We start from the raw sequence: 23,061 nt of genomic DNA, 5'->3' as shown, positions 1-23,061 counted from the left end.
GATTTTTTTAATCTCCTTCCATTTTCTTAGGTTGATAGGCTAGCATACCTAAACCAATAAATAGTACTAATATCACAGCAAGGAAAATAACTTGGTGATGAATATTTCCTGTCATAGAGATTGTTTGTCGTAATCCTGAAACTGAATAACTCATTGGTAACCAAGGATTAATAGCTCTAAAGAAATCATTTGTCAAAGCAAGTGGATAAGTACCGGCACTTGATGCCAACTGTAATAAAAGCAAGATAAGAGAGAAGAAAGCTCCTATACGGCTATTCCACGTTGTTAAAGCAGTCACCATAGACATGAATACTAAACTTATTAAGATGATGAGAATAAATGTTCTCATTTCATGATTAGCAGTTAACCCAATAAGATGGACTCCTCCATATACCAAAATTCCTGCTAAAACAGCTATAATACCATTTATTTCAGCTCGAGATTTCAACCAAGCCCAGCGGCTCTCTGGATGACGTCCTGAAGGCAGCTTCGCAAAAATCATATTCGTTGATATTGCTGCAACAAAGAGAGCAACTGATATCATATAAGGAGCCATTGCAATTCCATTTACAGGAACTTGATCATTGTCTGTTTTGGAAAGACTGAGAGGATTTGACAAAATCTCTGCATTTTGAGATTCCGTAGATGCTGATTTGAGTTGTTCACTAGCATTACTTAGTCCTTGTCCTAAAGAAGCAACTCCTGTCTGTAAACCTTCCAATCCAGAAGTTAACTTTGTTCCACCTTCTGCTAGTTTCCCAGCTCCATCTACCAATTTATTAGCTCCACTTTCTAATTGAGAAGCACCTGAAATTAACTGACTGGATTTGTCAGCGAGTTGGCTAGTTCCTGATTGTAATTTATCAACTCCTGCTATCAATTCTTGACTCTTTTGATTCAATTGATTGGATCCAGTTGATAATTTTTCAATACCAGATACTAATTCTGGAGTTTTTTCAACTAATTGACCAACTCCTGCTGTCAAGCTAGAAGATTTTTGTGTCAAGGTAGTTGAGCCTGAAACTAGTTGGTCCAAACTACCTGTCAAGGTGGAATTTTTTTCACTTAGTTGACTTGCGCCTTGAGAAACTTTATCAACACCTGCAGTATATGCATTTACACCTGATGTAATAGACTGACTGGCAGGAACTAATTTGCTAGTAACAGCTCCTTGTATTTCTGTTAATCCACTTGACAATCCTGTCAAAGAATTAGAAGCAAGCGGTAATACTTGATTAGATTGATTTTTTAAAGTCGAAAGATTAGAAGATTGATTTTGTAAGTTTTCTAAACTTCCCTGTATACCTTGAGCTAAAGCTACAATTGACTGAGCCGATTGAATACTATCAGTCGAATTTTGAGATACAGAAGCACTTATTTCAGCTTGTTGCTCACTTGTCAAAGATTGATAAGCTCCTGTCGATTGAATATTGGCTAATGTAGTCGCTTTATCAGACTGAGCACTTGCTAGCATTTGATTAGAAAGAGACACTATACTTGATAAAACAGAATCTAATTGTTTTGTATCACCAACATCAATATTTTGAATAGCTTGATTTAACTGATTCAGACCAGAAGATAATTGATTAATTTGATTTTTTTGCTCAGACGAAGCCTCTAACTTGCTAGAAAGTTGTTGAATCCCTTCACTTAATTGCTCCACACCCATTCGAAGTGTAGCTGATTGATTAGATAACTGATGGGCACCTGTTGCAAGATTTCCCACTCCATTTGTATAGGCACTAATACCAGATGAAAATTGATTAAGACCAGCATTGAGCTTAGAAACACCGCCAGTATAGGACTCTACACCAGTATATAGTTGGTTGATTCCCCCTACTAATTCAGGACTTTTTGAAGACAATTGACCTAATCCGATATCTAATTGACTCACTGCACCAGTATATGTAACTAAACCACTATTAAAATTCCCTAAGCCAAGATGAAGTTGTTCGACACCAGAAACATAAGAGGATAATCCTCTAGTAAACTGCTCCGTTCCATTTGAAAATGTTAAACTTGAATCGGCTAAAGAGTTTAGGTTAGTAGTTAATGTTTGACTTCCTGCCACTAACTGATTCGCTCCATCAGTTAATTTTTCACTGCCTGAAGCTGCTTGATTCATACCATCCTTTAAATCAATTATTTTGTTAAATAAAGCTTTGGTATAGGTCTCGGTTACATTGGTAGAAACATTCTGCTTTAATTGTGTCATAGCAGAATCACTCATCTTGCTTGCAATAAAGCTATGACCACTTGAAGTCTGATAATCGATTTGCATTTGCTCTGGATGATTCGTTAAAATAGAAGCTGCTTTTTCAGATAAATCACTTGGTAAAGTCACTACCATATAGTAATCGCCATTTTCTAAGCCCTTCTCACCTTCTTCTTCATCTACAAAATGAAAATCCAAGGTTTCATTTTCTTTTAAATTGGACACCATGTCTTTTCCTATTACCATAGTATTACCATTATAGGAAGCCTCTTTATCATTATTGACCACTGCCACAGGTAAGTCAGACAATTGACCATATGGATCCCACATTGATGACAAAAATATGATATTGTACAGAGCTGGAATAAGAGAAATCCCTACCATGATAATAATAAAGGTTGGTTTTTTTAAAATTGCTTTCCATTCTTTAAACATAGTTTCTCCTTTTTTAAACATATTGTCTAAAATTTTGATATAATAGATTATACAATAAAAAATCTAAATTACAAGATAAAAAATCCATTTTTAGACATATAGTCTAATTTGTTTATAAGGAGGAAATATGCAAGAAAGTAACAAACGCTTAAAAACAAAGCGAACTATTGAAAATGCTATGGTACAATTACTGATGGAACAGCCATTTGATCAAATTTCTACTGTCAAGCTAGCAGAAAAAGCCGGAATTAGTCGTTCCAGCTTCTATACTCACTATAAGGATAAGTATGATATGATTGAGCACTATCAAAGCAAGCTATTCCATACATTTGAATATATTTTTCAAAAACATGCTCATCACAAAAGAGATGCTATTTTAGAAGTATTTGAATATCTAGAGTCAGAACCACTTCTGGCTGCCCTTCTTTCTGAAAATGGGACCAAAGAAATTCAAAATTTCTTACGAAATAAACTTCATATCATGCTCAGTACAGATTTACAAAAGCGATTTATGCAACTGAATCTTAATACCACTGAATTAGAATATAGTAGCATCTATCTAACTCACGCACTTTTTGGTGTCTGCCAAACTTGGATTGCACATGGAAAAAAAGAAAGTCCTCAAGAAATAACAGACTTCCTTATGAAGATGCTTGGTGATACAAATTGATACAAAAAGAGGAACACAGCTGTGTTCCCTTTTATCTATACTCCGCCAGTAGGACTCGAACCTACGACATCATGATTAACAGTCATGCGCTACTACCAACTGAGCTATGGCGGATAAAATAGTCCGTACGGGATTCGAACCCGTGTTACCGCCGTGAAAAGGCGGTGTCTTAACCCCTTGACCAACGGACCTTCTATCTGTAGCAGATATAACCATTATATCAATTTCTTACTAATTGTCAATCACTTTTGAGATTTTTTCTCTAAAATATCTTTTAATTTTCTAATTTTTAACCTTGAAATAGGACAGCGATGATCTTCATAGAAAACAATTTCTAAGTTTTTTCGATCAATTTCTCTGATGTTACCTATATTTACCAAAAATGACTTATGAGGAGAATAAAATCGCTGAGTATGTTTGTCCTTTTCCTGAATATCTGTCATTGTTCCATAGAACTCTTTTGCAAAATTCTTACCAATAATGCGCAATTTATGAGAGACACCTGTTGTTTCAATATACAAAATATCATGGTAAGGAATTTTTAAATCATTTCCCTTGTAATTGTAGTCGAAATAATCTACAACATCTTCATTTTCAAGTAACATACTCTTCGTGTAGAAGATATTTTGTTCAATTCTCTTCTTAAACATCTCATCATTGATATCCTTATCAACAAAATCTAGGGCTGATACCTGGTATTTATAGGTTAGAGTCGCAAACTCTGATCGACTGGTGATAAAGACGATAATAGCGTAAGGATTGTAATGACGAATGAGCTGAGCAACCTCAAATCCTTTTTTCTCAATTCCATGAATATCGATATCTAGGAAATAAAGCTGATTTACTTCATCATTTTCAATGTATTCTTCAAATTCACGGACTTTTCCTGTTGTCTTGTATGATATTGGAATATTCGATTCTTTCGAAATTTCATTCAATATTCTCTCTAGTCTCACTTGATGTTCAATAACATCCTCTAAAATTAAAACTTTCATTCAAATTCCCTCTTAAATCTAATAATTTGTCTAAATGTACTGCCTTCCATCTCTGTTTCTAAAATAATGTTATTGTACTTATCTAGTAGTTCTTTCACATTATTTAATCCTACCCCGCGATTTCTTCCCTTAGTGGAGAATCCTAAAGCAAATAGATCTCCTGAAGGAGTCATCGTCATTTTACATGAATTCTGAATCACAATAACTGTTTCAATCTCCATCTTAATAACTGCTACTTCCATCTGTTTTTTATAACTATCAGCCGATCCTTCGACAGCATTGTTCAATAAAACGCTCATGATACGAACCAAATCCAATAGTTCAATTGGGAGCTTGGTAATCGTATCTTTTACTTCCAGTGTAAACTCTACACCATTATTTCGAGCATAGACAATGGACTGAGCAACCAAACTTCGTAAAGCTGAATCTTCTATGTTGTTCAAATCAAAGTAAGTATACTTATCTGAACGCAGTTTATGATTTGCTTTGACCAAAACTTCATTGTAAATTCTGTCAATTTCCTGTAAATCACCACTGTCAATTGCCATCTGCATGCTGACAAGCATCCCAGCATAGTCATGTCTAAAACCACGGATTTCATTATACAGTCCGACAATTTCATCTGTATAATTCTGTAAATGTTTCTGTTCAAATTTTTTCTGCTTCAAAGCAATCTCTTTCTCCATTTGATCTTTATGAGAATTCATTGCAAAGAAGGTCAAAAGGAGAGAGATAAAAACAATAGATGACAAAATACTTCCAAAACTATTCAAATGTTTAACCGTACTTACCATATCTGAAACGAAAGATGCAGTATGGAGCAGTAGTAAAGCAAAAAATACTTTTTTCAAGAAGGGATAAAGGTAGTCCTTATCAAAATAGTTTAGTTCTAAGTGGAAATAATGAATGATTTTTAAGATAACAACATAAGTCAACACTGTTACAACGAAAAAGAATGGGGCATGATATTGTGAAACAAAATTGTCTCCTGTTATAGAGGAAAAAGTTACGGACAGAAAGTTATGAGTGCTCTCATATAAAAGAGATAGTAGTAAACTTAGGAATAGTCCTCTATCCCTCTCATACTGTTTAATCCATCGAAAATAGGAATATAAGCCCAAAGGAAATAAAAATGTTGCAATCCCTAACCCATCTAAATTTAGAAGATATAAGGGAAAATCAAGTGCTATTGCTGTTAGTAATGTATAAGCACCAAAAACGTATAGTTCTCTTCTATTTACTTGACCTTTACAAATTAAATGGTAACTGTAACTAATAATTAAAAAATAAACAATAACTGTCCCAAATTCAAGCAAATTCATTACTCTTTCTCCTTATTTCATTACTGTTTTATTTGGAAAATAAAATCACGGAGTAATCTTGACAGTCTACTTTCCCCACCTTTAATCTCCTGCAAGTCTTTTTCCTTCAAGGCTACAAACTGTTCCAATTTAACTGTGTTTTTCATAATAAAATCTCCTAAAATGTTTTTTCTTGTAAGATAACTTACAAAAACTATTATACAAAATGGAATTTCGTTTTAGATAAAATTCTCTCAACTGTCATTTTTTTCTCCCAAAGTGTACTTTTTTAAGAAAAAAGCCGGGAAAATTCCCAGCTTTGCTACTATATTGATCCCAGCAGGATTCGAACCTGCGACCGTTCGCTTAGAAGGCGAATGCTCTATCCAGCTGAGCTATGAGACCTAACACAATTATTCTACCAAAAATTCAATTAAAAGTCAATTTTCTATTTATGGTAGGGTGATCCCTGCTGAATCGTAAAAGCGCGATAGATTTGTTCAGCAAGGACTAGTCTCATTAACTGATGGGGCAAAGTTAAGCGGCCAAAACTAACAGAGAGATTAGCTCTCTTTTTTACATCCTGTGCTAATCCCAGACTCCCTCCAATAATAAAAGTAAGAGTAGAAAATCCTTTTATAGAAGCTTCTTCTAAATGCTTACTAAATTCTTCTGAGGAGAAAGTTTTCCCTTCTATAGCCAACACAATAACAAAATCACGATCACCAACTTTTGATAAAATTCTCTGACCTTCTATTTCTAAAATCTTTTGATTTTCTGACTCACTGGCCTTATCTGGTGTTTTTTCATCTGCTAGCTCTATCATTTCAAGCTTAGCAAATCGAGAAATTCGTTTTGAATACTCTGTAATACCATCTTTTAAATACTTTTCTTTCAGTTTCCCAACTGTTACAACTTTAATTTTCATGACTCTATTCTAACATATTCTCTATTTTTTCACATCTTATTCACAAAACAAAAGGTTAAATTTCACCTAGAAAATCACAGATTTTTAAAAGTTATCCACAAACTGTGAAAAACTTTTGTGTTTAAGTTATAATTAAGCTAGTCAGTTTATACTTTCAGTAATTTCAAATAAATGGAGGCAAATATGAAACATCTAAAAACATTTTACAAAAAAGGGTTTCAATTATTAGTCGTTATCGTCATTAGCTTTTTTAGTGGAGCCTTGGGTAGTTTTTCAATAGCTCAACTAACTCAAAAAAGTAGTGTAAGCAACTCTAACAACAATAGCACCATTACACAGACTGCCTATAAGAACGAAAATTCAACAACACAGGCTGTTAACAAAGTAAAAGATGCTGTTGTTTCTGTTATTACTTATTCAGCAAATAGACAAAATAGCGTATTTGGAAATGATGATACTGACACAGATTCTCAACAAATCTCTAGTGAAGGATCTGGGGTTATTTATAAAAAGAATGATAAAGAAGCTTATATTGTCACCAATAATCACGTTATAAATGGCGCCAGCAAAGTAGATATTCGTTTGTCAGATGGAACTAAAGTACCCGGAGAAATTGTCGGAGCGGACACTTTCTCTGATATTGCTGTCGTCAAAATCTCTTCAGAAAAAGTGACAACAGTAGCTGAGTTTGGTGATTCTAGCAAGTTAACCGTAGGAGAAACTGCTATTGCCATCGGTAGCCCATTAGGTTCTGAATATGCTAATACTGTCACTCAAGGTATCGTATCTAGTCTTAATCGAAATGTATCTTTAAAATCTGAAGATGGACAAGCTATTTCTACAAAAGCTATCCAAACTGATACTGCTATTAACCCAGGTAACTCTGGTGGCCCACTAATCAATATTCAAGGACAGGTTATCGGAATTACCTCAAGTAAAATTGCCACAAATGGAGGCACATCTGTAGAAGGCCTTGGTTTCGCAATCCCTGCAAATGATGCTATCAATATTATTGAACAGTTAGAAAAGAACGGAAAAGTGACTCGTCCAGCTTTGGGAATCCAAATGGTCAATCTCTCAAATATTAATACAAGTGATATTAGAAGACTGAATATTCCAAGCAATGTAACATCTGGTGTAGTTGTTCGTTCTGTACAAAGCAATATGCCTGCAAATGGTCACCTTGAAAAATACGATGTTATTACAAAAGTAGATGACAAAGAGATTGCTTCATCAACAGACTTACAAAGTGCTCTTTACAATCATTCTATCGGAGACACCATTAAGATAACTTACTATCGTAACGGTAAAGAAGAAACTACATCTATTAAACTTGACAAGAGTTCAGGTGATTTAGAATCTTAATTGACATCTATGTAAAGAAACCTTTACATAAGAGAAAAGATGTGTTAGTGTAGAATCATGGAAAAATTTGAAATGATTTCTATCACAGATATACAAAAAAATCCCTATCAACCTCGAAAAGAATTTGATAGAGAAAAACTAGATGAACTAGCTCAATCTATAAAAGAAAATGGAGTCATTCAACCGATTATTGTTCGTCAATCTCCTGTTATTGGTTATGAAATCCTTGCAGGAGAGAGACGCTATCGGGCTTCACTTTTAGCTGGTCTAACGTCTATCCCAGCTGTTGTTAAACAGCTTTCAGATCAAGAGATGATTGTCCAGTCCATCATTGAAAATTTACAGAGAGAAAATTTAAACCCAATAGAAGAAGCACGCGCCTATGAATCTCTCATAGATAAAGGATTCACCCATACTGAAATTGCAGATAAAATGGGCAAGTCTCGTCCTTATATCAGCAACTCTATTCGCTTGCTTTCCTTGCCAGAACAGATCCTCTCAGAAGTAGAAAATGGCAAACTATCACAAGCCCATGCGCGTTCTCTAGTTGGGTTGAACAAGGAACAACAAGACTATTTCTTTCAACGAATCATCGAGGAAGACATTTCTGTAAGGAAGTTAGAAGCTCTTCTGACAGAGAAAAAACAAAAGAAACTTCAAAAAACGAATCATTTCATACAAAATGAAGAAGAACAGTTAAAAAAACTACTCGGATTAGATGTAGAAATCAAAATGTCTAAAAAAGATAGTGGAAAAATCATTATTTCTTTTTCAAATCAAGAAGAATACAATAGAATCATCAACAGCCTGAAATAAGGCTGTTCTTTTATTTTTTTATCTCACAAGGTTATCCACTATTTTTTTCAATAAAAAACTTAATAAATCAATAGTTTCTGATTTTATCCCCAACCTGTGGATAAAACTTAATAACATTGTGGATTATTTTTCACAGCTTGTGGAAAATTCTTGCTATCTATGGTAAAATAAGTTTAGCATTAAACTTTTAAATAGTAAAGGAGGAGAGAGGATTGAAAGAAAAACAATTTTGGAATCGTATATTAGAATTTGCTCAAGAAAGACTGACTCGATCCATGTATGATTTCTATGCTATTCAAGCTGAACTCATCAAGGTAGAGGAAAATGTTGCCACTATATTTTTACCACGATCTGAAATGGAAATGGTTTGGGAAAAACAACTAAAAGATATTATTGTAGTTGCTGGATTTGAAATTTATGATGCTGAGATAACTCCCCACTATATTTTCACCAAACCTCAAGATACGGCTGTCTCACAAGTTGAAGAATCTCCAAATTCAACTCTTTATGACTACAGTCCAAAGTTGGCATCTATTCCTTATTCGGATACTGGATTAAAAGAAAAGTATACCTTTGATAATTTTATTCAAGGAGATGGAAATGTTTGGGCAGTATCAGCCGCTTTGGCTGTCTCTGAAGATTTGGCATTGACCTATAATCCTCTTTTTATCTATGGAGGACCTGGACTTGGGAAGACTCACTTACTCAATGCAATTGGGAATGAGATTTTGAAAAATATTCCTGATGCGCGTGTTAAGTACATTCCTGCTGAAAGCTTTATCAACGACTTTCTTGAACACCTGAGACTTGGTGAAATGGAAAAGTTCAAAAAAACTTACCGTAGCCTTGATCTCTTGTTAATTGATGATATCCAATCGCTGAGTGGAAAAAAAGTTGCAACTCAGGAAGAATTTTTCAATACTTTCAATGTTCTCCATAGCAATCAAAAACAAATTGTTCTGACTAGTGATCGTAGTCCTAAACACCTAGAGGGACTTGAGGAAAGACTTGTCACGCGCTTTAGCTGGGGATTGACGCAAAACATCACACCACCTGACTTTGAGACACGTATTGCCATTTTACAAAGTAAAACAGAGCATTTAGACTACCATTTCCAAAGTGATACCCTAGAATACCTAGCTGGTCAATTTGATTCAAACGTCCGAGAACTTGAAGGAGCAATCAACGACATCACTTTAATTGCCCGAGTGAAGAAGATTAAGGATATCACTATCGATATCGCTGCAGAGGCTATTAGAGCACGTAAACAAGATGTTAACCAAATGCTCGTCATCCCAATTGATAAAATCCAAAATGAAGTTGGTAACTTTTATGGTATCAGTGTCAAAGAAATGAAGGGAAGCAGACGCCTTCAAAATATTGTTTTAGCCCGTCAAGTAGCCATGTATTTATCTAGAGAACTAACAGATAATAGTCTTCCAAAAATTGGGAAGGAATTTGGAGGAAAAGATCATACAACAGTCATTCATGCCCATGCAAAAATTAAATCTTTGATTGATGAAGACGATAATTTACGTTTAGAAATTGAATCAATCAAAAAGAAAATCAAATAACTTGTGGATAACTTTCGCTTTTTTATCTTTTTTATCCACATTTTTTAAACAAGCCAAAAAACTTGATATAACTTACTTTAAGTCTGTTTTCCACAGATTTCACAGACTCTATTATTACTATTATCCTTCTAATACTAAAAATAAATAAAGGAGAATCCATGATTCATTTTTCAATTAATAAAAATTTATTTCTACAAGCCTTAAATACTACTAAGAGAGCTATTAGTTCTAAAAATGCTATTCCTATTTTATCAACTGTCAAAATTGACGTAACCAATGAAGGTGTTACTTTAATTGGTTCAAATGGTCAGATTTCAATTGAAAATTTTATTTCTCAAAAAAATGAAGATGCTGGTTTGTTAATTACTTCTTTAGGTTCGATCCTTCTTGAAGCTTCTTTCTTTATCAATGTTGTATCTAGTCTTCCAGATGTGACTCTTGATTTTAAAGAAATTGAACAAAATCAAATTGTTTTAACAAGTGGTAAATCAGAAATTACCCTAAAAGGAAAAGATAGCGAGCAATATCCACGAATCCAAGAAATTTCAGCTAGTACTCCTTTGGTTCTTGAAACAAAATTACTCAAGAAAATTATCAATGAAACAGCATTTGCTGCAAGTACACAAGAGAGTCGTCCAATTTTAACAGGTGTTCATTTTGTATTGAGTCAACACAAGGAGCTAAAAACAGTTGCGACAGACTCTCATCGTCTAAGCCAGAAAAAATTAACTCTTGAGAAAAATAGTGATGATTTTGATGTCGTAATTCCTAGCCGTTCTTTACGAGAATTTTCAGCGGTATTTACAGATGATATTGAAACTGTAGAGATTTTCTTTGCCAACAATCAAATCCTCTTTAGAAGTGAAAATATTAGCTTCTATACTCGTTTGTTAGAAGGTAACTATCCTGATACAGATCGCTTGATTCCAATAGACTTTAACACAACAATTACTTTTGATGTTGTAAACTTACGTCAGTCAATGGAACGTGCTCGTCTTTTATCAAGTGCGACTCAAAATGGTACTGTGAAACTTGAAATTAAAGGTGGGGTTGTTAGTGCTCATGTTCACTCTCCAGAAGTTGGTAAAGTAAACGAAGAAATCGATACTGATAAGGTGACTGGTGAAGATTTGACTATTAGTTTCAACCCAACTTACTTGATTGATTCTCTTAAGGCTTTAAATAGCGAAAAGGTGACCATTAGTTTTATCTCAGCTGTTCGTCCATTTACTCTTGTGCCAGCAGATACTGATGAGGACTTCATGCAACTTATCACCCCAGTTCGTACAAATTAAGTGAAAGAGGTTGAGCCTAGCTCGCCTCTTTTATGATATAATCGAAAAAGAAAAGGAGAGTAGTATGTATCAAGTTGGAAATTTTGTTGAAATGAAAAAACCACATGCTTGCACAATCAAGTCGACTGGTAAAAAGGCTAATCGTTGGGAAATTACACGTGTAGGGGCAGATATCAAAATTAAATGTAGCAATTGCGACCATGTTGTCATGATGGGACGATATGATTTTGATCGAAAAATGAATAAAATTATTGACTAAGAAGCCTTAGTTAGAGGGTTAGCAAGTTTTCCCTTTTTGTGTTATAATATTAGGGATTGAAATGAAAACGGAGAATGAGAAAATATGGCTTTAACAGCAGGTATCGTTGGTTTGCCAAACGTTGGTAAATCAACACTATTTAATGCAATTACAAAAGCAGGAGCAGAGGCAGCAAATTACCCATTTGCGACGATTGATCCAAACGTTGGAATGGTAGAAGTTCCTGATGAACGCCTCCAAAAATTGACGGAAATGATTACTCCTAAAAAGACAGTTCCAACAACATTTGAATTTACAGATATCGCAGGAATTGTAAAAGGAGCTTCAAAAGGAGAAGGGCTAGGAAATAAATTCTTGGCCAATATCCGGGAAGTAGATGCGATTGTTCACGTAGTTCGTGCTTTTGATGATGAAAATGTCATGCGCGAGCAAGGACGTGAAGATGCCTTTGTGGATCCACTTGCGGATATTGACACCATTAACCTAGAATTGATTCTTGCTGACTTAGAATCAGTCAATAAACGCTATGCGCGTGTAGAAAAGATGGCACGCACTCAAAAAGATAAAGAATCTGTGGAAGAATTCAATGTTCTTCAAAAGATTAAACCAGTCCTTGAAGATGGGAAATCAGCTCGCACCATCGAATTTACAGATGAAGAACAAAAAGTTGTCAAAGGTCTCTTCCTTTTGACGACTAAACCAGTGCTCTATGTTGCCAATGTGGACGAGGATGTGGTTTCAGAACCTGACTCTATCGACTATGTTAAACAAATTCGTGAATTCGCAGCGACAGAAAATGCTGAAGTAGTCATTATTTCTGCGCGTGCTGAGGAAGAAATTTCTGAGTTAGACGATGAAGACAAACAAGAGTTTCTTGAAGCACTTGGATTGGCAGAATCAGGCGTTGACAAGTTGACTCGTGCAGCTTACCACTTGCTTGGACTGGGAACTTACTTCACAGCTGGTGAAAAAGAAGTTCGCGCTTGGACCTTCAAACGTGGTATGAAGGCTCCTCAAGCAGCTGGGATTATCCACTCAGACTTTGAGAAAGGCTTTATTCGTGCAGTAACCATGTCATATGAGGATCTAGTGAAATACGGATCTGAAAAAGCCGTAAAAGAAGCTGGCCGCTTGCGTGAAGAAGGAAAAGAATATATCGTTCAAGATGGCGACATCATGGAATTCCGTTTTAATGTCTAAAAAATTAATGAATAGTGTCAATTAGGTTGGAAAAAAATTCCAACCCTTTTGGCTTTTGAAAGGAAAAATAAATGACCAAATTACTTGTAGGCTTGGGCAATCCAGGGGATAAATATTTTGAAACAAAACACAATGTTGGTTTTATGTTGATTGACCAACTAGCGAAGAAACAAAATGTCACTTTTACACACGATAAGATATTTCAAGCTGATCTAGCATCCTTTTTCCTAAATGGAGAAAAAATTTATCTGGTCAAACCAACGACCTTTATGAATGAAAGTGGAAAAGCAGTTCATGCTTTATTGACTTACTATGGTTTAGATATTGAAGATTTACTCGTCATTTACGACGATCTTGACATGGAAGTTGGAAAGATTCGTTTAAGAGCAAAGGGCTCTGCAGGTGGTCATAATGGTATCAAGTCTATTATTCAACATATAGGTACTCAGGTCTTTAATCGTGTTAAGATTGGAATCGGAAGACCTAAAAATGGTATGTCAGTTGTTCATCATGTTTTGAATAAATTTGACAATGATGATTATATTGGTATTTTACAGTCTATTGACAAAGTTGACGATTCTGTAAATTACTATTTACAAGAGAAAAATTTTGAGAAAACAATGCAGAGGTATAACGGATAAATGGTGACCTTATTAGATTTATTCTCAGAAAATGATCAAATCAAAAAATGGCATCAAAATTTAACAGATAAGAAAAGACAACTAATACTCGGTTTATCAACGTCTACTAAGGCTCTTGCAATTGCAAGTAGTCTAGAAAAAGAAGATAAGATTGTGTTATTGACGTCAACTTATGGAGAAGCAGAAGGGCTTATTAGTGATCTTATTTCTATCTTGGGTGAGGAATTTGTCTATCCATTTTTGGTAGATGACTCCCCTATGGTCGAGTTTTTGATGTCTTCACAAGAAAAAATCATTTCACGGGTTGAAGCCTTACGTTTTTTGACTGATTCATCTAAGAAAGGGATTTTAGTTTGTAATATCGCAGCAAGTCGATTGATTTTACCGTCTCCAAATGTATTCAAAGATAGTATTGTAACAATCTCAGTTGGTGAAGAATATGACCAACATGCGCTTATCCATCAGTTAAAGGAGATAGGATATCGAAAAGTTACACAAGTACAAACTCAAGGAGAATTTAGTCTGCGAGGAGATATTTTAGATATTTTTGAAATATCCCAGTTAGAACCTTATCGAATTGAGTTTTTTGGTGATGAAGTCGATGGTATTAGGTCATTTGAAGTCGAAACACAGTTATCGAAAGAAAATCAGACAGAACTCATTATCTTTCCAGCTAGCGATATGCTTTTGAGAGAAAAGGATTATCAACGAGGACAGTCAGCTTTAGAAAAACAAATTTCGAAGACCTTATCACCTATTTTGAAATCATACCTAGAAGAAATTTTTTCAAGTTTTCACCAAAAACAAATTCATTCTGATTCAAGGAAATTTTTATCTTTGTGTTATGACAAGACATGGACTGTTTTTGACTATATTGAAAAAGATACCCCAATATTCTTTGATGATTATCAAAAATTAATGAATCAGTATGAAGTATTTGAAAGAGAATTAGCGCAATACTTTACAGAAGAATTACAGAACAGTAAAGCATTTTCTGAGATGCAGTATTTTGCAGATACAGAGCAAATCTATAAAAAACAGAGTCCGGTTACCTTTTTCTCTAATCTACAAAAGGGTTTAGGAAATCTCAAGTTTGACCAGATTTATCAATTTAATCAATATCCTATGCAGGAATTTTTCAATCAATTTTCTTTTCTAAAAGAAGAAATTGAGCGATACAAAAAAATGGATTACACTATTATTCTGCAGTCTAGCAATTTAATGGGAAGTAAAACATTGGAGGATGTTTTAGAGGAATACCAGATTAAATTGGATTCCAGATATAAGTCAAGTATTTGTAAAGAATCTGTAAACTTAATCGAGGGAAATCTCAGACATGGTTTTCATTTTGTAGATGAAAAGATTTTATTGATTACTGAACATGAGATTTTTCAAAAGAAATTGAAACGTCGTTTTCGAAGACAACATGTTTCAAACGCAGAGAGATTAAAAGATTACAATGAACTTGAAAAAGGAGATTACGTTGTTCACCATATCCATGGAATTGGTCAATATCTAGGGATTGAAACAATTGAAATCAAAGGGATTCACCGTGATTATGTTAGTGTCCAGTATCAAAATGGGGACCAAATTTCCATCCCGGTAGAGCAGATTCAGTTACTGTCCAAATATGTTTCAAGTGATGGTAAAGCACCAAAACTCAATAAATTAAATGACGGTCATTTCAAAAAGGCCAAGCAAAAAGTTAAGAACCAGGTAGAGGATATAGCTGACGATTTAATCAAACTTTATTCTGAACGCAGCCAGTTGAAGGGTTTTGCTTTCTCAGCTGATGATGAGGATCAACATGCTTTTGATGATGCCTTCCCTTATGTTGAAACGGATGATCAACTTCGTAGTATTGAGGAAATCAAGAGCGATATGCAGGCTTCTCAGCCAATGGATCGACTTTTAGTTGGGGATGTTGGTTTTGGAAAGACTGAAGTTGCTATGCGTGCAGCCTTTAAGGCAGTCAATGATTACAAACAGGTTGTCGTTTTAGTTCCGACGACGGTTTTAGCGCAACAGCACTATACGAATTTTAAGGAACGATTCCAAAATTTTGCAGTTAATATTGATGTGTTGAGTCGCTTTAGAAGTAAAAAAGAGCAGGCAGAGACACTTGAAAAATTGAAAAAGGGTCAAGTAGATATTTTGATTGGAACCCATCGTGTTTTGTCAAAAGATGTTGTGTTTGCTGATTTGGGCTTGATGATTATTGATGAGGAACAGCGATTTGGTGTCAAGCATAAGGAAACATTGAAAGAACTAAAAAAACAAGTGGATGTCCTAACCTTGACAGCAACGCCAATTCCTCGTACCCTCCATATGTCTATGCTGGGAATCAGAGATTTGTCTGTTATAGAAACTCCGCCGACTAATCGCTATCCTGTTCAGACCTATGTTTTGGAAAAGAATGATAGTGTCATTCGTGATGCTGTCTTGCGTGAAATGGAGCGTGGAGGTCAAGTTTACTATCTTTACAACAAAGTTGACACGATTGACCAAAAGGTTTCAGAATTACAGGAGTTAATTCCAGAGGCTTCGATTGGTTATGTTCATGGGCAAATGAGTGAAATTCAGTTAGAAAATACTCTACTGGATTTCATTGAAGGTCAGTATGATATTTTGGTGACAACTACCATTATTGAGACAGGGGTAGACATTCCAAATGCCAATACTTTGTTTATTGAAAATGCAGATCATATGGGCTTGTCAACCTTGTATCAATTAAGAGGAAGAGTCGGTCGTAGTAATCGTATTGCTTATGCCTATCTCATGTATCGTCCAGAAAAATCAATCAGTGAAGTCTCTGAAAAGAGATTAGAAGCGATCAAAGGATTTACAGAATTGGGTTCCGGATTTAAGATTGCAATGCGAGATCTTTCGATTCGTGGAGCAGGAAATCTCTTAGGCAAATCCCAGTCTGGTTTCATTGATTCTGTTGGTTTTGAATTGTATTCTCAATTACTAGAGGAAGCTATTGCTAAACGACATGGTAATGGGAATACAAGAATAAAAGGAAATGCCGAATTGATTTTGCAAATTGATGCCTATCTTCCTGATATTTATATATCTGACCAACGACATAAGATCGAAATTTACAAGAAAATTCGTCAAATTGACAACCGTGTCAATTATGAAGAGTTACAGGAAGAGTTGATGGACCGCTTTGGAGAATACCCAGACGTTGTAGCCTATCTTTTAGAAATTGGTTTAGTCAAGTCATACTTGGACAAGGTCTTTGTTCAACGTGTGGAAAGAAAAGATAATAAGATTACAGTTCAATTTGAAAAAGTCACTCAACGACTGTTTTTAGCTCAAGATTATTTCAAAGCTTTATCCGCAACAAACCTAAAAGCAGCCATAGCTGAGAATAAGGGATTAATGGAAGTTGTATTTGATGTCCGAAACAAGAAGGACTATGAAATTTTAGAAGGTCTGCTCATTTTTGGAGAAAGTTTATTAGAGATAAAAGAGTCAAAAGAAGGCAATTCCCTTTAACATTTTTCTTCTATAAAATGGATAAAAATGGTACAATAATAATTTGAGGTAATAAAAATGAGATTAGACAAATATTTAAAAGTATCAAGAATTATCAAGCGTCGTACAGTCGCAAAAGAAGTAGCAGATAAAGGCAGAATCAAGGTAAATGGAATCTTGGCCAAAAGTTCAACGGACTTGAAAGTTAATGATCAAGTTGAAATTCGCTTTGGGAATAAGTTGCTACTTGTAAAAGTACTGGAGATGAAAGATAGTACAAAAAAAGAAGATGCAGCAGGCATGTATGAAATTATCAGTGAAACACGGGTAGAAGAAAATGTCTAAAAATATCGTACAATTGAATAATTCTTTTATTCAAAATGAACACCAACGTCGTCGTTATCTGATGAAAGAACGACAAAAACGGAATCGTTTCATGGGTTGGGTTCTTATTTTGATGATTTTATTGTTCATTTTACCAACTTATAATCTTGCTCAAAGTTATCACCAATTACTCCAAAGACGTCAACAGTTATCAGACTTACAAACTCAGTATCAAACCTTGAGTGAGGAAAAGGAGAAGGAAACAGCTTTTGCCACAAAGTTGAAAGATGAAGATTACGCTGCTAAATACATGCGTGCAAAATATTATTATTCTAAGAATCGGGAAGCCGTTTATACGATTCCTGACTTGCTTCCAAGGTGATGAAATGGAAAATTTATTAGATGTAATAGAGCAATTTTTGAGTCTATCGGATGAAAAGCTGGAAGAGTTGGCTGAAAAAAATCAATTATTGCGTTTACAAGAAGAAAAGGAAAGGAAGAATGCGTAAATTCTTAATTATTTTGTTGCTACCGAGTTTTTTGACCATCTCAAAAGTCGTTAGCACAGAAAAAGAAGTCGTCTATACTTCGAAAGAAATTTATTACCTTTCACAATCTGACTTTGGTATTTATTTTAGAGAAAAATTAAGTTCTCCTATGGTTTATGGAGAAGTTCCTATCTATGCGAATGAAGATTTAGTAGTGGAATCTGGAAAATTAACTCCAAAAACAAGTTTCCAAATAACCGAGTGGCGCTTAAATAAACAGGGAATTCCAGTATTTAAGTTATCCAACCACCAATTTATAGCTGCGGACAAACGATTTTTATATGATCAGTCAGAGGTAACTCCTACAATCAAAAAAGTATGGTTAGAATCTGATTTTAAACTGTATAATAGCCCTTATGACTTAAAAGAAGTGAAATCATCCTTATCAGCTTATTCGCAAGTATCAATCGACAAGACCATGTTTGTAGAAGGAAGAGAATTTCTACATATTGATCAAGCTGGATGGGTAGATAAGGAATCAACTTCTGAAGAAGATAATCGGATAAGTAAAGTCCAAGAAATGTTATCTGAAAAATATCAGAAGGAATCATTCTCTATTTATGTTAAGCAACTGACTACTGGAAAAGAAGCTGGTATCAATCAAGATGAAAAGATGTATGCAGCTAGTGTTTTAAAACTACCTTATCTTTATTATACGCAAGAAAAAATAAATGAGGGTCTTTATCAGTTAGACACGACTGTAAAATATGTATCTGCAGTCAATGATTTTCTAGGTTCTTATAAACCAGAGGGAAGTGGTAGTCTTCCTAAAAAAGAGGATAATAAAGAATACTCTCTAAAGGATTTAATTACGAAAGTATCAAAAGAATCTGATAATGTAGCTCATAATCTATTGGGATATTACATTTCAAACCAATCTGATGCCACATTCAAATCCAAGATGTCTGCTATTATGGGAGATGATTGGGATTCAAATGAAAAATTGATTTCTTCTAAAATGGCTGGGAAGGTTATGGAAGCCATTTATAATCAAAATGGATTTGTATTGGAATCTTTAACTAAAACAGATTTTGATAATGAGCGAATTGCCAAAGGTGTTTCTGTTAAAGTAGCTCATAAAATTGGAGATGCGGATGAATTTAAGCATGATACAGGTGTTGTTTATGCAGATTCTCCATTTATTCTTTCTATTTTCACAAAGAATTCTGATTATGATACGATTTCTAAGATAGCCAAAGATGTTTATGAGGTTCTAAAATGAGAGAACAAGATTTTTTAAATCATTTTCTTAATAAGGGATATTTCAAAAAACATGCTAAGGTGGTGCTAGCTCTTTCTGGTGGATTAGATTCTATGTTTCTATTTAAGGTATTATCTACGTATCAAAAAGAGTTAGAAATTGAATTGATTCTAGCTCATGTGAATCATAAGCAGCGAGTAGAATCAGATTGGGAAGAAAAGGAATTAAGGAAGTTGGCTACTGAAGCAGAGCTTCCTATTTATATCAGCAATTTTTCAGGAGAATTTTCGGAAGCGCGTGCTCGAGATTTTCGTTATGAATTTTTTAAAAAAGTCATGAAAAAGACAGGTGCGACAGCCTTAGTCACTGCTCACCATGCTGATGACCAGGTGGAAACGATTTTGATGCGCTTGATTCGAGGCACTCGTTTGCGCTATCTATCAGGAATTAAGGAGAAGCAAGTTGTCGGAGAGATAGAAATCATTCGTCCCTTCTTGCATTTTCAAAAAAAAGACTTTCCACCAATTTTTCACTTTGAAGATATATCAAATCAGGAAAATCATTATTTGCGCAACCGTATTCGAAACTCTTACTTACCAGAATTAGAAAAAGAAAATCCTCGATTTAGAGATGCAATCTTAAGTATCGGCAATGAAATTTTAGATTATGACTTAGCTATAACTGAATTATCTCACAATATTGATGTGGAAAATTTACAGCAGTTATTTTCTTATTCTGAGTCTACACAAAGAGTTTTACTTCAAACTTATCTGAATCATTTTCCAGATTTGAATCTTACAAAAGCGCAGTTTGCTGAAGTTCGGCAAATTTTAAAAACTAAAAGCCAGTATCGTCATCTGCTTAAAAATGGCTATGAATTGATAAAAGAGTACCAACAGTTTCAGATTTGTAAAATCAGTCCGCAGGCTGATGAAAAGGAAGATGAACTTGTGTTACACTATCAAAATCAGGTAACTTATCAGGGATATTTATTTTCCTTTGGACTTCCTTTAGAAGGTGAATCAATTCAACAAATACCTGTTTCACGGGAAACATCAATACATATTCGTCATCGAAAAACAGGAGATGTTTTGATTCAAAATGGGCATAGAAAAAAACTTAGACGTCTATTTATTGATTTGAAAATCCCTATGGAAAAGCGAAAATCTGCCCTGATTATTGAGCAATTTGGTGAAATTGTCTCAATTTTGGGAATTGCGACCAGTAATTTGAGTAAAAACACGAAAAATGATATAATGAACACTGTACTTTATATAGAAAAAATAGATAGGTAAAAAAATGTTAGAAAACGATATTAAAAAAATTCTCGTTTCACACGATGAAATTACAGAAGCTGCTAAAAAATTAGGTGCTCAATTAACTAAGGATTATGCAGGAAAAAATCCAATCTTAGTTGGGATTTTAAAAGGATCTATTCCTTTTATGGCTGAATTGGTTAAACATATCGACACACATATTGAAATGGACTTCATGATGGTTTCTAGCTACCATGGTGGAACAGCAAGTAGTGGTGTCATCAATATCAAGCAAGATGTGACTCAAGATATCAAAGGAAGACATGTTCTATTTGTAGAGGATATCATTGATACAGGTCAAACTTTGAAAAATTTGCGAGATATGTTTATTGAAAGAGAAGCTGCTTCTGTTAACATTGCAACCTTGTTGGATAAACCAGAAGGACGTGTTGTAGAAATTGAGGCAGACTATACCTGCTTTACTATCCCAAATGAGTTTGTAGTAGGTTATGGCTTAGACTACAAAGAAAATTATCGTAACCTTCCTTATGTTGGAGTATTGAAAGAAGAAGTGTATTCAAATTAGAAAGAACAATTTTTAATGAAAAAACAAAATAATGGTTTAATTAAAAATCCTTTTCTATGGTTATTACTTATTTTTTTCCTAGTTACAGGTTATCAGTATTTTAGTACCGGTAGTGTTACAGGGAAAAGTGAGCAAATTAATTATACAGAATTGGTAAAAGAAATTACCGATGACAATGTAAAAGAATTGACTTACCAACCAAATGGCAGTGTTATCGAAGTTTCAGGTGTCTATAAAAATCCTAAAACAAGTAAAGAAGAAACAGGAATTCAGTTCTTTTCTCCTTCTGCTACAACAGTAGAGAAATTTTCAAGCATCATTCTTCCTTCAGATACGACAGTATCTGAATTGCAAAAACTTGCTTCTGATCATAAAGCGGAAGTAACTGTTAAGCATGAAAGTTCAAGTGGTATGTGGATTAATATTCTTGTATCCATTGTGCCATTCGGTATTCTTTTCTTCTTCCTATTCTCTATGATGGGAAATATGGGAGGAAATAATAGCCGTAACCCAATGAGTTTTGGACGTAGTAAGGCTAAAGCTGCAAATAAAGAAGATATAAAAGTAAGATTTTCAGATGTTGCTGGAGCTGAAGAAGAAAAACAAGAACTAGTTGAAGTTGTTGAATTCTTAAAAGATCCAAAACGATTTACAAAACTTGGAGCCCGTATTCCAGCAGGTGTCCTTCTAGAGGGACCTCCGGGAACAGGTAAGACTTTGCTTGCTAAAGCAGTTGCCGGAGAAGCAGGTGTTCCATTCTTTAGTATCTCAGGTTCTGATTTTGTAGAAATGTTTGTCGGAGTTGGAGCTAGTCGTGTCCGTTCTCTTTTTGAAGATGCCAAAAAAGCAGCACCAGCTATCATCTTTATCGATGAAATTGATGCTGTTGGACGTCAACGTGGAGTCGGTCTCGGCGGAGGTAATGACGAACGTGAACAAACCTTGAACCAACTCTTGATTGAAATGGATGGTTTTGAGGGAAATGAAGGGATTATTGTCATTGCTGCGACAAACCGTTCAGATGTACTTGACCCAGCCCTTCTGCGTCCAGGACGTTTTGATAGAAAAGTATTGGTTGGTCGTCCTGATGTTAAGGGGCGCGAAGCAATCTTGAAAGTTCATGCTAAGAATAAGCCTTTAGCAGAAGATGTTGATTTGAAATTAGTGGCTCAACAAACTCCAGGTTTTGTTGGTGCTGACTTAGAGAATGTCTTGAATGAAGCAGCTTTAGTTGCTGCTCGTCGCAATAAATCAATCATTGATGCCTCAGATATTGATGAAGCAGAAGATAGAGTTATTGCTGGACCTTCTAAGAAAGATAAGACAGTTTCACAAAAAGAACGTGAATTGGTTGCCTATCATGAGGCAGGACATACCATTGTTGGTCTAGTATTGTCAAATGCCCGTGTTGTTCATAAAGTTACTATCGTACCACGCGGACGTGCAGGCGGATACATGATTGCACTTCCTAAAGAGGATCAAATGCTTCTTTCTAAAGAAGATATGAAAGAGCAATTGGCTGGCTTAATGGGGGGACGTGTAGCTGAAGAAATCATCTTTAATGTCCAAACTACAGGAGCTTCAAACGACTTTGAACAGGCGACACAAATGGCGCGTGCAATGGTTACAGAGTACGGTATGAGTGAAAAACTTGGCCCAGTACAATATGAAGGAAACCATGCTATGTTTGGTGCACAGAGTCCTCAAAAATCAATTTCAGAACAAACAGCTTATGAAATTGACGAAGAGGTTCGTTCGCTATTGAATGAAGCACGAAATAAAGCTGCGGAAATTATTCAGTCAAATCGTGAAACTCACAAGTTGATTGCAGAAGCATTATTGAAATACGAAACATTGGATAGTACACAAATTAAATCTCTTTACGAAACAGGAAAGATGCCTGAAACAGTAGAAGAGGAATCACATGCATTATCTTATGATGAAGTAAAGTCAAAAATGAATGACGAAA

The 23,061-nt window shown here is 34.9% G+C and carries 21 protein-coding genes and 3 tRNA genes; 16 read left to right on the top strand and 8 right to left on the bottom strand.

Features of this window, described 5'->3' with window-relative positions; translation table 11 throughout:
• Positions 1 to 7 precede the first annotated feature (7 nt).
• Entirely contained in the window at positions 8 to 2,650 is a 2,643-nt protein-coding gene (locus NMM17_RS04740) for a YhgE/Pip domain-containing protein (RefSeq protein WP_254753934.1), read from the bottom strand.
• A 127-nt stretch (positions 2,651 to 2,777) separates the two neighbouring features.
• Between NMM17_RS04740 and NMM17_RS04735 the strand changes: the two genes are divergently transcribed.
• Positions 2,778 to 3,320, top strand: coding sequence for a TetR/AcrR family transcriptional regulator (locus NMM17_RS04735; RefSeq protein ID WP_001158275.1), 543 nt, complete (start codon positions 2,778 to 2,780; stop codon positions 3,318 to 3,320).
• Positions 3,321 to 3,360: 40 nt separating this feature from the next.
• Here NMM17_RS04735 and NMM17_RS04730 read toward each other — a convergent pair.
• The 7 genes from NMM17_RS04730 to rlmH form a co-directional block, all read right to left on the bottom strand.
• Positions 3,361 to 3,434, bottom strand: a tRNA-Asn gene (locus NMM17_RS04730).
• Between the two features lie 5 nt (positions 3,435 to 3,439).
• Positions 3,440 to 3,511, bottom strand: a tRNA-Glu gene (locus NMM17_RS04725).
• A 51-nt stretch (positions 3,512 to 3,562) separates the two neighbouring features.
• The gene (comE, locus tag NMM17_RS04720) at positions 3,563 to 4,315 is read right to left on the bottom strand and encodes a competence system response regulator transcription factor ComE (protein WP_000866084.1); all 753 of its coding nucleotides are present in this window, start codon (positions 4,313 to 4,315) and stop codon (positions 3,563 to 3,565) included.
• The gene (comD, locus tag NMM17_RS04715) at positions 4,312 to 5,637 is read right to left on the bottom strand and encodes a competence system sensor histidine kinase ComD (protein WP_001050352.1); all 1,326 of its coding nucleotides are present in this window, start codon (positions 5,635 to 5,637) and stop codon (positions 4,312 to 4,314) included. Before comD ends, comE begins: the two co-directional genes overlap by 4 nt.
• Before the next feature lie 20 nt (positions 5,638 to 5,657).
• Complete coding sequence (gene comC / locus NMM17_RS04710; RefSeq protein ID WP_000799684.1) at positions 5,658 to 5,783, bottom strand: competence-stimulating peptide ComC; 126 nt, start codon at positions 5,781 to 5,783, stop codon at positions 5,658 to 5,660.
• 164 nt (positions 5,784 to 5,947) lie between these two features.
• Positions 5,948 to 6,021: transfer RNA gene (locus NMM17_RS04705), tRNA-Arg, on the bottom strand.
• Between the two features lie 43 nt (positions 6,022 to 6,064).
• Positions 6,065 to 6,544: a 23S rRNA (pseudouridine(1915)-N(3))-methyltransferase RlmH gene (gene rlmH / locus NMM17_RS04700; RefSeq protein WP_000695947.1), complete on the bottom strand. Its 480-nt coding sequence runs from the start codon at positions 6,542 to 6,544 to the stop codon at positions 6,065 to 6,067.
• A 183-nt stretch (positions 6,545 to 6,727) separates the two neighbouring features.
• Here rlmH and NMM17_RS04695 point away from each other — a divergent pair, with 183 nt between their 5' ends.
• The 15 genes from NMM17_RS04695 to ftsH form a co-directional block, all read left to right on the top strand.
• Positions 6,728 to 7,909 (top strand): S1C family serine protease, encoded by a 1,182-nt coding sequence (locus NMM17_RS04695; protein WP_000681582.1) that lies wholly within the window; start codon positions 6,728 to 6,730, stop codon positions 7,907 to 7,909.
• A gap of 57 nt (positions 7,910 to 7,966) precedes the next feature.
• Entirely contained in the window at positions 7,967 to 8,725 is a 759-nt protein-coding gene (locus tag NMM17_RS04690) for a ParB/RepB/Spo0J family partition protein (RefSeq protein WP_000410386.1), read from the top strand.
• A 212-nt stretch (positions 8,726 to 8,937) separates the two neighbouring features.
• Positions 8,938 to 10,299: a chromosomal replication initiator protein DnaA gene (dnaA, locus tag NMM17_RS04685; protein WP_000660608.1), complete on the top strand. Its 1,362-nt coding sequence runs from the start codon at positions 8,938 to 8,940 to the stop codon at positions 10,297 to 10,299.
• A gap of 158 nt (positions 10,300 to 10,457) precedes the next feature.
• On the top strand, positions 10,458 to 11,594 hold the full coding sequence (gene dnaN / locus NMM17_RS04680) for a DNA polymerase III subunit beta (protein WP_000581170.1): 1,137 nt from the start codon (positions 10,458 to 10,460) through the stop codon (positions 11,592 to 11,594).
• A 64-nt stretch (positions 11,595 to 11,658) separates the two neighbouring features.
• Entirely contained in the window at positions 11,659 to 11,853 is a 195-nt protein-coding gene (locus NMM17_RS04675; protein WP_000285186.1) for a DUF951 domain-containing protein, read from the top strand.
• Positions 11,854 to 11,937: 84 nt separating this feature from the next.
• Positions 11,938 to 13,053 (top strand): redox-regulated ATPase YchF, encoded by a 1,116-nt coding sequence (gene ychF / locus NMM17_RS04670; RefSeq protein ID WP_001218719.1) that lies wholly within the window; start codon positions 11,938 to 11,940, stop codon positions 13,051 to 13,053.
• A 71-nt stretch (positions 13,054 to 13,124) separates the two neighbouring features.
• Positions 13,125 to 13,694, top strand: coding sequence for an aminoacyl-tRNA hydrolase (gene pth / locus NMM17_RS04665; RefSeq protein ID WP_000163941.1), 570 nt, complete (start codon positions 13,125 to 13,127; stop codon positions 13,692 to 13,694).
• Positions 13,695 to 17,198: a transcription-repair coupling factor gene (mfd, locus tag NMM17_RS04660; protein ID WP_000258075.1), complete on the top strand. Its 3,504-nt coding sequence runs from the start codon at positions 13,695 to 13,697 to the stop codon at positions 17,196 to 17,198.
• A 57-nt stretch (positions 17,199 to 17,255) separates the two neighbouring features.
• Entirely contained in the window at positions 17,256 to 17,522 is a 267-nt protein-coding gene (locus NMM17_RS04655) for an RNA-binding S4 domain-containing protein (RefSeq protein WP_001234978.1), read from the top strand.
• Complete coding sequence (locus NMM17_RS04650; protein ID WP_000041905.1) at positions 17,515 to 17,883, top strand: septum formation initiator family protein; 369 nt, start codon at positions 17,515 to 17,517, stop codon at positions 17,881 to 17,883. Before NMM17_RS04655 ends, NMM17_RS04650 begins: the two co-directional genes overlap by 8 nt.
• Positions 17,884 to 17,887: 4 nt before the next feature.
• Positions 17,888 to 18,010, top strand: a complete 123-nt coding sequence (locus tag NMM17_RS04645) for an SP_0009 family protein (protein WP_000429336.1) — start codon at positions 17,888 to 17,890, stop codon at positions 18,008 to 18,010.
• Positions 18,003 to 19,271, top strand: a complete 1,269-nt coding sequence (locus NMM17_RS04640) for a serine hydrolase (protein WP_001224748.1) — start codon at positions 18,003 to 18,005, stop codon at positions 19,269 to 19,271. The genes NMM17_RS04645 and NMM17_RS04640 overlap by 8 nt, the downstream gene beginning before the upstream one ends.
• Positions 19,268 to 20,545, top strand: coding sequence for a tRNA lysidine(34) synthetase TilS (gene tilS / locus NMM17_RS04635; RefSeq protein ID WP_254753933.1), 1,278 nt, complete (start codon positions 19,268 to 19,270; stop codon positions 20,543 to 20,545). The genes NMM17_RS04640 and tilS overlap by 4 nt, the downstream gene beginning before the upstream one ends.
• A 4-nt stretch (positions 20,546 to 20,549) precedes the next feature.
• Positions 20,550 to 21,092: a hypoxanthine phosphoribosyltransferase gene (gene hpt, locus NMM17_RS04630; RefSeq protein ID WP_000892177.1), complete on the top strand. Its 543-nt coding sequence runs from the start codon at positions 20,550 to 20,552 to the stop codon at positions 21,090 to 21,092.
• Between the two features lie 15 nt (positions 21,093 to 21,107).
• On the top strand, positions 21,108 to 23,061 hold a 1,954-nt coding region (ftsH, locus tag NMM17_RS04625; protein WP_254753932.1), incomplete at its 3' end, for an ATP-dependent zinc metalloprotease FtsH.

The organism is Streptococcus sp. CF7_Ac1-12, assembly GCF_024295905.1.
GTDB classification, from domain to species: Bacteria; Bacillota; Bacilli; order Lactobacillales; family Streptococcaceae; genus Streptococcus; species Streptococcus mitis_AP.
The sequence above is the reverse complement of the archived record's forward strand: the minus strand, read 5'-3'. Positions and strand labels throughout refer to the sequence as shown.

Bases quoted from the DNA above. Each gene is read 5' to 3' on its own strand.
- NMM17_RS04740 (WP_254753934.1), bottom strand. From the start codon at position 2,650: ATGTTTAAAGAATGGAAAGCAATTTTAAAAAAACCAACCTTTATTATT.
- NMM17_RS04735 (WP_001158275.1), top strand. From the start codon at position 2,778: ATGCAAGAAAGTAACAAACGCTTAAAAACAAAGCGAACTATTGAAAAT.
- comE (WP_000866084.1), bottom strand. From the start codon at position 4,315: ATGAAAGTTTTAATTTTAGAGGATGTTATTGAACATCAAGTGAGACTA.
- comD (WP_001050352.1), bottom strand. From the start codon at position 5,637: ATGAATTTGCTTGAATTTGGGACAGTTATTGTTTATTTTTTAATTATT.
- comC (WP_000799684.1), bottom strand. From the start codon at position 5,783: ATGAAAAACACAGTTAAATTGGAACAGTTTGTAGCCTTGAAGGAAAAA.
- rlmH (WP_000695947.1), bottom strand. From the start codon at position 6,544: ATGAAAATTAAAGTTGTAACAGTTGGGAAACTGAAAGAAAAGTATTTA.
- NMM17_RS04695 (WP_000681582.1), top strand. From the start codon at position 6,728: ATGAAACATCTAAAAACATTTTACAAAAAAGGGTTTCAATTATTAGTC.
- NMM17_RS04690 (WP_000410386.1), top strand. From the start codon at position 7,967: ATGGAAAAATTTGAAATGATTTCTATCACAGATATACAAAAAAATCCC.
- dnaN (WP_000581170.1), top strand. From the start codon at position 10,458: ATGATTCATTTTTCAATTAATAAAAATTTATTTCTACAAGCCTTAAAT.
- NMM17_RS04675 (WP_000285186.1), top strand. From the start codon at position 11,659: ATGTATCAAGTTGGAAATTTTGTTGAAATGAAAAAACCACATGCTTGC.
- ychF (WP_001218719.1), top strand. From the start codon at position 11,938: ATGGCTTTAACAGCAGGTATCGTTGGTTTGCCAAACGTTGGTAAATCA.
- pth (WP_000163941.1), top strand. From the start codon at position 13,125: ATGACCAAATTACTTGTAGGCTTGGGCAATCCAGGGGATAAATATTTT.
- mfd (WP_000258075.1), top strand. From the start codon at position 13,695: ATGGTGACCTTATTAGATTTATTCTCAGAAAATGATCAAATCAAAAAA.
- NMM17_RS04655 (WP_001234978.1), top strand. From the start codon at position 17,256: ATGAGATTAGACAAATATTTAAAAGTATCAAGAATTATCAAGCGTCGT.
- NMM17_RS04650 (WP_000041905.1), top strand. From the start codon at position 17,515: ATGTCTAAAAATATCGTACAATTGAATAATTCTTTTATTCAAAATGAA.
- NMM17_RS04645 (WP_000429336.1), top strand. From the start codon at position 17,888: ATGGAAAATTTATTAGATGTAATAGAGCAATTTTTGAGTCTATCGGAT.
- NMM17_RS04640 (WP_001224748.1), top strand. From the start codon at position 18,003: ATGCGTAAATTCTTAATTATTTTGTTGCTACCGAGTTTTTTGACCATC.
- tilS (WP_254753933.1), top strand. From the start codon at position 19,268: ATGAGAGAACAAGATTTTTTAAATCATTTTCTTAATAAGGGATATTTC.
- hpt (WP_000892177.1), top strand. From the start codon at position 20,550: ATGTTAGAAAACGATATTAAAAAAATTCTCGTTTCACACGATGAAATT.